The 10803-nt window shown below is 69.7% G+C and carries 13 protein-coding genes; 9 read left to right on the top strand and 4 right to left on the bottom strand.

Features of this window, described 5'->3' with window-relative positions:
• Positions 1-119 precede the first annotated feature (119 nt).
• The 6 genes from ACMCNK_RS34370 (at position 120) to ACMCNK_RS34345 (ending at position 5255) form a co-directional block, all read left to right on the top strand.
• The gene (locus ACMCNK_RS34370; RefSeq protein WP_412740491.1) at positions 120-755 is read left to right on the top strand and encodes a GntR family transcriptional regulator; all 636 of its coding nucleotides are present in this window, start codon (positions 120-122) and stop codon (positions 753-755) included.
• Positions 756-825: 70 nt separating this feature from the next.
• Positions 826-1521, top strand: coding sequence for a cysteine hydrolase family protein (locus tag ACMCNK_RS34365; protein ID WP_412740490.1), 696 nt, complete (start codon positions 826-828; stop codon positions 1519-1521).
• Between the two features lies 1 nt (position 1522).
• Positions 1523-2191 (top strand): cysteine hydrolase family protein, encoded by a 669-nt coding sequence (locus ACMCNK_RS34360; protein ID WP_412740489.1) that lies wholly within the window; start codon positions 1523-1525, stop codon positions 2189-2191.
• A 9-nt stretch (positions 2192-2200) separates the two neighbouring features.
• Complete coding sequence (locus tag ACMCNK_RS34355; RefSeq protein WP_412740488.1) at positions 2201-3820, top strand: regulator; 1620 nt, start codon at positions 2201-2203, stop codon at positions 3818-3820.
• 61 nt (positions 3821-3881) lie between these two features.
• A complete protein-coding gene (locus ACMCNK_RS34350; protein ID WP_412740487.1) occupies positions 3882-4256 on the top strand; it encodes an AtzH-like domain-containing protein in 375 nt (124 codons plus the stop codon).
• An 81-nt stretch (positions 4257-4337) separates the two neighbouring features.
• Entirely contained in the window at positions 4338-5255 is a 918-nt protein-coding gene (locus ACMCNK_RS34345) for an alpha/beta fold hydrolase (protein WP_412740486.1), read from the top strand.
• A 48-nt stretch (positions 5256-5303) separates the two neighbouring features.
• Here the strand turns inward: ACMCNK_RS34345 and ACMCNK_RS34340 are convergent, their stop codons facing one another.
• A complete protein-coding gene (locus tag ACMCNK_RS34340; RefSeq protein WP_412740485.1) occupies positions 5304-6776 on the bottom strand; it encodes a diguanylate cyclase domain-containing protein in 1473 nt (490 codons plus the stop codon).
• A gap of 158 nt (positions 6777-6934) precedes the next feature.
• Positions 6935-7327, bottom strand: a complete 393-nt coding sequence (locus ACMCNK_RS34335; RefSeq protein WP_412740484.1) for a DUF1304 domain-containing protein — start codon at positions 7325-7327, stop codon at positions 6935-6937.
• A gap of 78 nt (positions 7328-7405) precedes the next feature.
• Between ACMCNK_RS34335 and ACMCNK_RS34330 the strand changes: the two genes are divergently transcribed.
• The gene (locus ACMCNK_RS34330; protein ID WP_412740483.1) at positions 7406-8059 is read left to right on the top strand and encodes a TetR/AcrR family transcriptional regulator; all 654 of its coding nucleotides are present in this window, start codon (positions 7406-7408) and stop codon (positions 8057-8059) included.
• Between the two features lie 203 nt (positions 8060-8262).
• A complete protein-coding gene (locus ACMCNK_RS34325) occupies positions 8263-9087 on the top strand; it encodes a S1 family peptidase (RefSeq protein ID WP_412740482.1) in 825 nt (274 codons plus the stop codon).
• A gap of 99 nt (positions 9088-9186) precedes the next feature.
• Here the strand turns inward: ACMCNK_RS34325 and ACMCNK_RS34320 are convergent, their stop codons facing one another.
• A complete protein-coding gene (locus ACMCNK_RS34320) occupies positions 9187-9663 on the bottom strand; it encodes a winged helix-turn-helix transcriptional regulator (RefSeq protein WP_412740481.1) in 477 nt (158 codons plus the stop codon).
• A gap of 1 nt (position 9664) precedes the next feature.
• On the opposite strand from ACMCNK_RS34320, the gene ACMCNK_RS34315 reads away from it, so the two are divergent.
• On the top strand, positions 9665-10123 hold the full coding sequence (locus ACMCNK_RS34315) for an enoyl-CoA hydratase-related protein (protein WP_412740480.1): 459 nt from the start codon (positions 9665-9667) through the stop codon (positions 10121-10123).
• Positions 10124-10205: 82 nt separating this feature from the next.
• On the opposite strand, the gene ACMCNK_RS34310 is transcribed toward ACMCNK_RS34315, so the two are convergent.
• Positions 10206-10706 carry a hypothetical protein gene (locus ACMCNK_RS34310; RefSeq protein ID WP_412740479.1) on the bottom strand — a complete coding sequence of 167 codons (501 nt, stop codon included), beginning with the start codon at positions 10704-10706 and terminating at the stop codon, positions 10206-10208.
• Between the last annotated feature and the right edge of the window lie 97 nt (positions 10707-10803).

Raw genomic sequence — 10803 nt, 5'->3', positions numbered from 1 at the left:
GCGCGGCGGGTCGTGTTCCACTCCACCGGCCGCCGGTCACCTCGGCGGGTCGCGGTTGTTACAGGCAGGTAAGAAACGTCTCACCGCGCGACCGGGCGGACGACTGGCACACTCGGGGAGTGGGCGACGGGAAACTGCAGAGTCAGAGCCTCGTCGATCTCGCCCTCGAGCGGCTCAGCCGCGAGATCCTCAGCGGTCGCATCTATCCTGGCGAGCGCCTGGTCGAGGAGCAGTTGACCCGGCGGCTGGGCATCAGCCGAGGACCGCTGCGCGAGGCCCTGCGGCTGCTGGCCCAGCGGGGGCTCGTGGAACACTTCCCGCGGCGGGGCGCGCGCGTGGCCACACTGTCCGACGACGACGTCCGTGAGCTCTACGAGATCCGCACCGTCCTCGAACAGCACGCGGCGGCGAGCATCCCGCCGGACGCCGACCTGTCCGCACTACGGGAGGCGCTGGACGCGATGCGCAAATCCACGGAGGAGGGCGACCGTCCGGCGATCGCCGACGCGCACCGCAGCTTCCACGTCGAGTTGGTCGCGCTCGGCGGCAACCGTCAGCTCTGCCGGCTGTACGAGTCGGTCCTGGTGCGACTGCAGCTCTACATGGCGGCGAATCTGCACCGGGAGGCCGAGGTCGCCGCGGCCGCCGACGGGGTGCACCGGCACGAGCGCCTCCTCACCGCGGTCGCCGACAACGATGCGAACGCCATCATCTCGACCCTGAGCGCGCACGGATCCCGCACCTATCTGCTGTAGATCACGTCAGGACATCTTTCCGACACACGCTGTGAAGTCCGTCGAAACAGAACGGTCGACAATCGACAGGATGACGGACGTTACCATCGGCCCGGTCAAGGCCACCCCCTACCTCTGGCCGTACGACGGCACCGTGCCGGTCGAGCGCACCGCCCTGATCTGCATCGACTGGCAGACCGACTTCTGCGGCCCCGGCGGATACGTCGACGCGATGGGCTACGACATCGCGCTCACCCGGGCGGGTCTGCCCGCCACCACCAGGCTCCTCGCGCACGCCCGCCGCCTCGGCATGCTCGTCGTGCACACCCGCGAGGGCCACAGCCCGGACCTGTCCGACCTGCCGGCGAACAAGCGGTGGCGATCCGCCCAGATCGGCGCCGAGATCGGCGGCCCCGGCCCGTGCGGGCGGATCCTGGTCCGCGGAGAACCCGGCTGGGAGATCGTCCCCGAGGTCGCCCCCGCGCCGGGTGAGGTGATCGTGGACAAGCCCGGCAAGGGCGCTTTCTACGCCACGAACCTGGACCTCGTACTGCGCACCCGGGGCATCACCCACCTGCTGCTGACCGGCATCACCACCGACGTGTGCGTACACACGACGATGCGCGAGGCGAACGACCGCGGTTACGAATGCCTGATCCTCTCCGACTGCACCGGTGCCACGGATCCGGCGAATCACGCCGCCGCCCTGCACATGGTGACCATGCAGGGCGGGGTCTTCGGGGCCGTCGCCACCAGCGACGACGTCATCGCCGGAACGGAGGCCTGAGATGCCCACCGTCGAGGCGCAGCCGTCGGCCTTCACCTTCACACCGCAGAGTGCGGCGCTGCTCGTCATCGACATGCAGCGGGACTTCCTCGAACCGGGCGGCTTCGGCGAGAGCCTCGGCAACGACGTCACGCAACTGCGCCGGACGATCGCGCCGCTGGCCGCCTTCCTCGCTCGGTGGCGCACCGCCGGCCTGCCGGTCATCCACACCCGGGAAGGCCATCTGCCCGACCTGTCCGACTGCCCGCCCGCCAAACTCGCACGCGGCGCGCCCCGCAAGCGCATCGGCGATCCCGGCGCGTTCGGCCGCATCCTCATCCGCGGCGAATACGGCCACGACATCATCGACGAGCTGAGCCCGGCGCCGGGCGAGGCCGTCGTCGACAAGCCCGGCAAGGGCGCGTTCTACGCCACCGGACTTCAGCAACTGCTCGATGAGCTCGGCATCCGCAGCCTGCTCGTGGCGGGCGTGACGACCGAGGTGTGCGTGCACACCACGGTCCGCGAGGCCAACGACCGCGGCTACGAATGCCTCGTGCTCGCCGACTGCGTCGGCTCCTACTTCCCCGAATTTCAGCGCGTCGGCCTGGAGATGATCGCCGCCCAGGGCGGCATCTTCGGCTGGGTCGCGGAGTCCACGTCGGTCCATCTCGAGGAGCACGATCTCTAGGAGCACACGATGAAACTTCCTTATTGGGTACGCGGCGACACGAACGCGTTCTTCGGCTTCGGCATCAACGTCCTGGTCAATGTGCTGACCCTGACCGGCCTGTGCATCGGTGTCGTGAAAATGCCGGCTGGCGACGTCTTCGGCGTGATCCTGCCGGCCCTCGGCATCGCGCTGGTGCTGGGCAACATCTACTACACCCACCTCGCGCGGCGGCTGGCCCGCCGGGAGAACCGCACCGACGTCACGGCGATGCCGTACGGGCCGAGCGTCCCGCACATGTTCATCGTCATCTTCGTCATCATGCTGCCGATCTACCTGCGCACCAAGGATCCGATCCAGGCGTGGACAGCCGGCATCGCGTGGGCGTTCATCATCGGCGTGATCGTGCTGATCGGCGCGTTCGTCGGCCCGTTCATCCGTAGGTACGCACCCCGGGCGGCGCTGCTGGGCACGCTGGCCGGTATCTCGATCACGTTCATCTCGATGAACCCGGCCGGCCGGATGTGGCAGGCCGCCTGGATCGCGCTGCCCGTCTTCGGCCTGCTGCTGGTCGGCCTGCTCACCGACGTACGGCTGCCGTTCAACCTGCCCATCGGCCTCGTCGCGCTGCTGGTCGGCACCGCGATCGGCTGGCTCGGTGGCGCCATGTCGGTGCCGGACGTCAAGGCCGCCGCCGAGGACATCGCGTTCGCCTTCCCGCATCTGAAGGTCGACCTGCTCGTCGACGGCCTGCGCGACATGGCCCCGTTGCTGGCCACCGCGATTCCGCTCGGCGTCTACAACTTCACCGAGGCGATGACCAACGTGGAGAGCGCGGCGAGCGCGGGCGACCGGTACAACCTGCGCAGCGTGCTGCTCGCCGACGGCGGGGGCGCGGTCATCGGCTCGATGCTCGGCTCCCCGTTCCCGCCCGCCGTGTACGTCGGGCACCCGGGCTGGAAGGCGGCGGGTGGCCGTACGGGATACTCCATGGCGACCGGCGTCGTCATCGCGCTGCTCTGCTTCTTCGGGATGTTCGGCCTGCTGGGCACGATCTTCCCCACCGCGGCCATCGTGCCGATCCTGCTCTACATCGGCCTGCTCATCGGCGCACAGGCGTTCCAGGCCACGCCCCGGGCACATGCGGCGGCGGTCGTCGCCGCCCTCATCCCCAACATCGCCGCCTGGGCCACCGGCCTGCTGGACAACGCCCTGGCGGCGGCCGGCACCAGCGCGGCGCAGGTGGGCGTCAGCACGCTGGCCGGCGCGGGCGTCGTCTACGACGGCCTCAAGACCCTCGGCGAAGGAGCGATCCTGGCCGGCCTGGTGCTCGGCGCGATCGTCGCCTTCATCATCGACAAACGGTTCTGGCAGGCGGCGATCTTCTCCGGCGCGGGCGCGGTGCTGACCTTCGTCGGACTCATCCACGCCGAGAAGGTGCAGTGGAACGCCGACGGCCCGGTGACCCTCGGCTATGCGTTCCTGACGGTGGTGTGCGCGCTGTTCGCCCTGGGCCGGCCCACTCCCCGGCAACCGGACGCCGAGGAACTGGCACTCGAACGCCTGCACGCCGGCGGCAACGAGTTCACCGAAGCACCCGAGGGCGGCATCCCGGAACCGCGGGAGAAGGCCACCATCACTCCCGTCTGAACACCAGCCGGGACCGGTGGTCCGGGTCACCCGGACCACCGGCCCGCATGTCGGAGGCGCCATGCAGGTCAACCAGCCCGCCATCGTGGCGGAGGTCGGCGCGATCTTCGAGGCCTACGAACAGGCCCTCGTCGCGGGTGAGGCCGACCGCATCGTCGGCTTCTTCGCGCCGGACGCCGTACGCTTCGGCATCGCGGACCGGCAGATCGGCCTGGCCGAGCAGGCGGCCTGGCGGCGCGCGCAACCGCCGCTGCCACCCGGCCGCCGCCTCAAGGACACGATCATCACCACGTACGGCGCGGACATCGCGGTGGTGACCACACTGTTCGGCTACCCGGACACGGACATCCTCGGCCGCCAGTCCCAAACCTGGGTACGCCTGCCGCACGGCTGGCGCATCATCACCGCCCACGTCAGCAACCCCGGGCACACCTGAGACGGCGGCCGGGCGCGAACCGTGTCCGGATGACGAGGAAACGGTTACTACGGTGAAACGTCGGCTATCTACGCTGCGTTGATGGACGAGCAGCGGACGATCACAGTGCACGGGCACGCTCGCGCCTTCCGGATGCTGGGTACCGGCCCGACCGTCCTGTTGCTCGTGCACGGCATCGGATGCGACGGCACCACCTGGGACGCCGTCGCCCCCGCGCTCGCCGAGCGGTACACCGTGATCGCGCCCGACCTGCTCGGCCACGGCCGGTCGGCAAAGCCGCGGGCGGACTACAGCATCGGCGGGTACGCCAACGGCATGCGCGATCTGCTCGGCTCGCTCGACATCGACCGGGTGACCGTGGTCGGTCACAGCTTCGGCGGCGGCGTGGCGATGCAGTTCGCCTACCAGTTCCCGGAGCGGACCGACCGTCTGGTGGTGGTCGCGGGTGGTGGCCTCGGCCCGCAGGTCAGCGTGACGTTTCGCGCGCTGACCCTGCCGGGCGCTTCGGTCGCGCTGAGGCTCAGCCACCTTCCGCCGTCCCGCCTGGCCCTCGCTTCGCTGCGCGCGGCCGCGGGGCTGATCGCGCCGGCCGCGCTCGCGGCCGACCTGAATGAGGCGTACGCCGTCCACACCGGGCTGCGTGACCCAGCCGCCCGGTCGGCTTTCCTGCATGTGCTGCGGCACGTCGCGGATTGGCGCGGCCAACTGATCACCATGCGGGACCGCGCCTACTTGACGCAGGGTCTGCCGACGCTGGTCGTCTGGGGCGACCAGGACCATGTCATGCCCGTCGAGCACGCCAAGGCGGCTGCCGAGCTGATGCCCGGGGCGCAGTTGGTGGTTCTGCCCGGCGTCGGGCACTTCCCCCACCGCGAGGCGCCCGAGGAATTCGTCCGTGCGGTGACCGACTTCGTCGAGGGGACACGACCGACGCGCTGGGACGCCCGCCGCTGGCGCCAGCTTCTACAGACCCGCTCCGGGGCGTCCCAAGCTGCGTGACCTTCCCGAAGGTCCGGGCCAGCCGGCCAGGCTGGCCGTCCACGAGCCCTACGAAACACCGCCCAGTACGGCGGGCACGTCGGCGTCGAGCTGCGCCTCGGTGGCAGCGGGGTGATCCAGGTCTGTGGTGTATCGGCGGTGGGTGCCGTCGGCCGCCTTCGCGGCGTACATGGCAACGTCGGCGCGGCGGAGAACCTCGACCGGGTCGCCGGTCCCGTCGGAACCGGCGATGCCGATGCTTCCGCCCACGTGGAGCTCCTGCCCGTCCACCGTGGCGGGCTGACGGAGCACCCGCGACAGGCGGGTCGCAATGGCGTCGCCCTCGGCGATGGTGGCCTCGGGAATGAGGATGGCGAACTCGTCGCCGCCCATCCGGGCCACCATGTCGCTCTCGCGCAACTCGCCGGTGAGCCGCTCGGCAACCACGACCAGGAGACGGTCACCGACCGCGTGCCCGAGCCGGTCGTTGACCGCCTTGAAGCCGTTGAGGTCGAGCATGCATACCTGTGGGGAGCCGGTCGTGACCGCCTCGGTGAGCCGCTGCTCGAACTGGCGGCGGTTGGCCAGGCCGGTCAGCTCGTCGTGCATGGCCAGATTTTCGAGCTGCGCGGCCTGCTGCTGGACCTGGCCGACGAAGCCGTACATGCGGGTCAGCACGAGCAGGAAGAGCACCACCGCGCCGATGCCGACCGGGGCCCAGGCGACCGGCTCGTGCCGGAAGCCCTGGAGGAACAGCACCGCCGGCACCAGCAGCGTGGCGGCGGCCAGCACGATCAACCGGCCGCGGCCGAAGCGGCCTCCCGCCACCGGTTCGTCGGCGGATTCGCGGCGCATCGAGGGGTGCAGTGCCGCACCGGCCCAGCAGACGTACCCGAGCAGGAAGCCCGCGTTGATGATGCTGCCCACCTGGCCGTCGGAACTCATGTCGATGGTCCACACCACGTCGCAGCCGAGCGTGAGGGAGCTGCCCGCGGCCAGCATCAGCACGCTGGGCGTGCGCCCACGCGAGCGGGTGAGCATCCGGGCCACGACCGCCAGCATGATCACATCGCTGACGGGGTAACCGGCGCTGACCAGGCGTTCGAGCAACGGCGTGGAGTCGTCGCCGAGGACCGGATTGACGAGGAACACCCAGTTGACCAGGGCGGCCGCCGTACCGATGATCGCGGCGTCGATCAGCCCGGCGGAGTCCCGGCTGCCGCCGCGGCGGCGGGCCACGAGCAGCAGTCCCGCCCAGAGGAACGGGTACCCCACGAAGTAGAGCGCGTCGTTCCAGTACGGGTACGGGCGCTCGCCAAGGAACCATCCCGTGACCTCATACAGCAGGTCACCGACGACGAAGCAGCTGATGCCGATCGCGAAGACGTACCACGACGAGGGATCGGCCGGCCGGTGGCGTCGCACGCCGACGAGCGTGGCGATGACCGTGGCGACGCCGATCGAGTAGTAGATGATGCTGGTCGGCAGGGAATCGGACGGCATGAAGGCGGCCGTACCGCACAGCAGCGCCCCCGCGGTCATCCAGCTCCACCACACTCGCATGTCCGTGCGATCGGTCGCGGCATGGCGGCTCTGAGGCTTCCCGGGTTGCAGGCAGAGTGCCGTCCCGTCGCCCCGCGGGATACTCCGGGAGCCGGCAAGCGTGTTGCCGGTCACACCATGGTAACCGCGGGGCTGGGTCAGCCGGCCAGTCCGAGGGCCAGCAACGCCAGTGCCGGCGGGACGGCCTGGATCAGGACGGCGCGGATCATCTCCCGGCTGGTGGCCAGCAGGACCATGCCGGCACCGACCATGCAGGCGCAGGCGAAGATGAGCACGGCATGGCCGGCGGTGTTCATGTCGGCCGACCCACCGGCCACCAGGACCACCCCGGTGAGCGCGCCCAGGGCCAGAAAGAGGTTGTAGAAGCCCTGGTTGAAGGCGAAGGCCCGGACCGCCGCAGCCTCCTCGGCGGAGTTGATCTGGAACCGCCGGTAGACCCGGGGGTGGCGGAACCACAGGCTCTCCAGGCCGAAGAAGAGCACGTGGATCAGGGCGGCCACGGTCGCGGCGGCGAGAGCGAGGGCGGTCATCGGTCCTCCAGTTCTGTACCGTCCGGTGCAAAATGATAATGTACCGATCGATACAGAACTGTCAACGAGGTGCGCGCCATGGCCCGACCCAGAACCTTCGATGTCGACGCGGCGGCCCGCGCGGCCCGCGACGTGTTCTGGCGCCGCGGGTATGAAGCGACGTCCCTGGCCGACCTGGAACAGGCCACCGGCCTCAACCGCTCCAGCCTGTACCAGGCGTTCGACAGCAAGCACGGGCTGTTCCAGGCCGCGGTCCGGCAGTATCTGGACGAGGTGGCCACCCCACGGCTGGCCGTTCTGGAGTCGCCCGGCGCCGGACTCGCGGCACTCGTCGCGTACCTGCGCCAGTTCGGCGAGGCGTTGCGGGCCACCAGAAACACCGGCATCCGGGGCTGCATGATCGTCAACGCGATCGCCGAGGTCAGCGACCGCGACCCCTGGCTACGTGAGTACGGCGCGGAATACCGTACCCGGATCCTCGACGCGCTGACCGGCGCGCTACGCACCGCCGCCGGTCACGGCGAGATCGCCCCGGAGCGCACCGACCAGCGGGCCCGGACGATCACCGCAGTGGTCATGGGCGCCCTGGTCACCGCACACCTGGACGCCCGGCAGGCGGCCGAGATCCTCGAGGACACCGCCGACGAGGTCGAAACCTGGCGCATCCGAAGGTCTGCCCAGGCCGGGCTGGAGCCGGAACCCGTCCGAAGCCACCACAGCGAGTTCCGTTAGGCCGAACCTGCCGCGCCACCCGAAGGCTCCACTCAGGGTTTCCGGTGATCCATCCCGGACCGGCAGCGGTCCATTGCAAGGGTTTCCCCTCAGGACGTTTCCGTTTACATGGATGACTCTGGATGCGAAGATCGTCCGCACCAAGATCGATCCCGTGTCGCGAATCGCCGGCCCGGCCTTGGCATCCAGCAGAAGGGACCCTCATGCGTCTCCGCCGTACACTCGCCCTCGGTGCCGCTCTCCTCGCGACTGCCGGCGGCCTGCTCGTCGGCCCCACCCCGGCACAGGCCGCCACCGCGGTCACCCTGGCCTCGACGATCAGGCTGAACGACTGCTCCGCCTCCCTGGTGCGCTACCCGAGCTCGGTCAGCACCGACCGGGCGATGATGCTCACCAACGGCCACTGCTACGAGGGTGGTTTCCTCGGCGCCGGGCAGGTGCTGCAGAACCGAACCAGCAACCGCACCGGCACACTGCTCGGCAGCTCGGGCAACTCGCTGGGCACGGTCCGCGCCGACCGCGTGCTGTACGCGACGATGACCGGCACCGACGTCACCCTCTACCGCCTGACCAGCACCTACAGCACGCTGCAAAGCCGCTACGGGGCCACCGCGCTGACCCTGTCGAGCGCACGCCCGGCCGCCGGAATTTCGATCACCATCCCGTCCAGCTACTGGCGCCGAACCTGGAACTGCAAGATCGACAACTTCGCCGACACGCTGCGCGAGGACGAGTGGACCTGGCACGACTCGATCCGGTACGACACCGCGTGCGACACCACCCACGGCACCTCCGGGTCCCCCATCGTCGACGCGGGCACCGGCCGCATCGTCGGAATCAACAACACCGGAAACGACGACGGCCAGATGTGCACGGAGAACAATCCCTGCGAGGTCGCCGCCGACGGAACCACCCGGGCGTACCAGGGACGCAGCTACGGCGAGCAGACATACTGGTTCACCACCTGCCTGACCAGCAACCGCACGATCGATCTGACCATCGCGGGCTGCCTGCTCACCCGGCCGTGACTCCCGGGGCCCGGCGAGTGACAACCCGCCGGGCCCCGAGTGGGGTGTCTCGACGCGTAACGCGCCGATCGAGACGACAGCGGGTGGCGACCCCTCAGCTCAGTGGTTGGTGACGCGATCCGGGTGTCGGCTGAGCGCAAAGCGCGCCTGAACGTCCGGGTTGTCGAGGAGCTCGGCCGGGTAGCCGGGGCCGGTCCGCACGGTCACGTCCTCGTGCCGCAGCGGATCGCCGCAGCAGGAGCAGACAACGTTGGCGTGCATGTCGTGGCCACAGGTGGTGTGGCGCAGGACAACCGGGACACGCTCGTCGGCCAGCCACCGGTCTCCCCAGGCGCTGATCGCGGCGAGCACCCCGAAGAAGTCGCGGCCCTTGTCGGTCAACAGATACTCGTGGCGAACCGGATCGCTCTGGTAGGCGCGCCGGTGCAGCAGATCTGCGTCTTCCAGTCGCCGGAGGCGGTCAGTGAGGGTGCTGCGGGCGATGCCCAGCGAGTCGATGAAGCCGTCGAAGCGTGATTCGCCGTAGAAGACCTCGCGCAACACCAGCAGTGTCCGGCCGTCGCCCAGGATGTCCACGGTGCGGGCGATCGAACAGGGCCAGTTGCCGAACGAGGTCCGTCTCACGCTGCCACGCTTCGCCCAGTACGAGGTCCGCCGCGGCATCTACCCCTTCGGCGGCGCCACCTTCCGCTTCCCCGCACAGGCCGGATGGGGCAACGCCATGCGCTGGATCCTGACCGGCGAGCAGTTCGACGCCGCCGAGGCCCACCGCATCGGTCTGGTGCAGGAGGTCACCGCGGACGGACCGGCCGCCATCGCCCGCGCCATCGAGATCGCCACCGCCATCGCCGAAAAGTCGGCACCGCTGGGCGTGCGCACCCTCCTTGCCTCCGCCCACCTGGCCCACGCACATGGCGAGAACGCTGCGATCCAGCGCCTGCGGCCCGACATCGCGCGGCTCACCGCCACGGCCGACGGCGCCGAGGGCATCCGGTCCTTCCTCGAACGCCGCGATGCCGTCTTCACCGGACACTGACCGGCCCTTCCGTCACGTCGTCAGGGTTCCGTGCCCCGACACCACCGAGCATGCCGGGCAGCAACCAGAAAGGTCCCTGCGGTCAGTGCCAGGGCTCGGTGGTGAGTACGTCGACGACCATGATCGGTTCCTCGCGCCAGGCGCCAGTGCCGGACAAAGCGAGTGCCAGGTCCAGTGCGCCCTGGTAGTCGTCCGCGTGCCGCGCATCCCTCAGCCGTTGGACATGCACGACCAGCCGTGGTGGCCTGACCGGTTCGGACGGCGCGACGGGACAGCGTGGCCATTCGGCGATCAGCCGACCCCGGTGCACGACGGCCAGCTTCTCCAGCAACGACAGGGTGGTGTACCCCATCGGGACCGCCTCAGAAGCTCCCCGCTCGTCGGACTCAGGCCGGGCGCCGTCCGATGCGGGCCAGGCGCGAGTGAAGCCTCCGGAGGCGAACATCATCCGTTGGGTACGGCGGTCCGTCACGTCGAAGGGGTCCAGGCCGGCCCGGGGCCAGTCCGCGCACAGGTTGGTCGTGGGGGCCAGGGCCGGCAGCGGGTCGACCGCCCATGCCTGGGTAGCAGGCTCGGCATGCACCAAATGATCATAGATGCTGCAGGATCTTCAAGACACTCCAGGCACGGAACTCCGAGCGTGCACTTGCCGGGTCTTACTTCGGAAACGTATAGTACGG

The sequence above is a fragment of the Krasilnikovia sp. MM14-A1259 genome, from assembly GCF_047159535.1.
Classification (GTDB): domain Bacteria; phylum Actinomycetota; class Actinomycetes; order Mycobacteriales; family Micromonosporaceae; genus Actinoplanes.
The sequence above is the reverse complement of the archived record's forward strand: the minus strand, read 5'-3'. Positions and strand labels throughout refer to the sequence as shown.

Excerpts from the sequence above, each read along its gene's own strand:
- ACMCNK_RS34365 (WP_412740490.1), top strand. The coding sequence starts at position 826 with ATGACGGACGTTACCATCGGCCCGGTCAAGGCCACCCCCTACCTCTGG.
- ACMCNK_RS34360 (WP_412740489.1), top strand. The coding sequence starts at position 1,523 with ATGCCCACCGTCGAGGCGCAGCCGTCGGCCTTCACCTTCACACCGCAG.
- ACMCNK_RS34355 (WP_412740488.1), top strand. The coding sequence starts at position 2,201 with ATGAAACTTCCTTATTGGGTACGCGGCGACACGAACGCGTTCTTCGGC.
- ACMCNK_RS34350 (WP_412740487.1), top strand. The coding sequence starts at position 3,882 with ATGCAGGTCAACCAGCCCGCCATCGTGGCGGAGGTCGGCGCGATCTTC.
- ACMCNK_RS34345 (WP_412740486.1), top strand. The coding sequence starts at position 4,338 with ATGGACGAGCAGCGGACGATCACAGTGCACGGGCACGCTCGCGCCTTC.
- ACMCNK_RS34340 (WP_412740485.1), bottom strand. The coding sequence starts at position 6,776 with ATGACCGCGGGGGCGCTGCTGTGCGGTACGGCCGCCTTCATGCCGTCC.
- ACMCNK_RS34335 (WP_412740484.1), bottom strand. The coding sequence starts at position 7,327 with ATGACCGCCCTCGCTCTCGCCGCCGCGACCGTGGCCGCCCTGATCCAC.
- ACMCNK_RS34330 (WP_412740483.1), top strand. The coding sequence starts at position 7,406 with ATGGCCCGACCCAGAACCTTCGATGTCGACGCGGCGGCCCGCGCGGCC.
- ACMCNK_RS34325 (WP_412740482.1), top strand. The coding sequence starts at position 8,263 with ATGCGTCTCCGCCGTACACTCGCCCTCGGTGCCGCTCTCCTCGCGACT.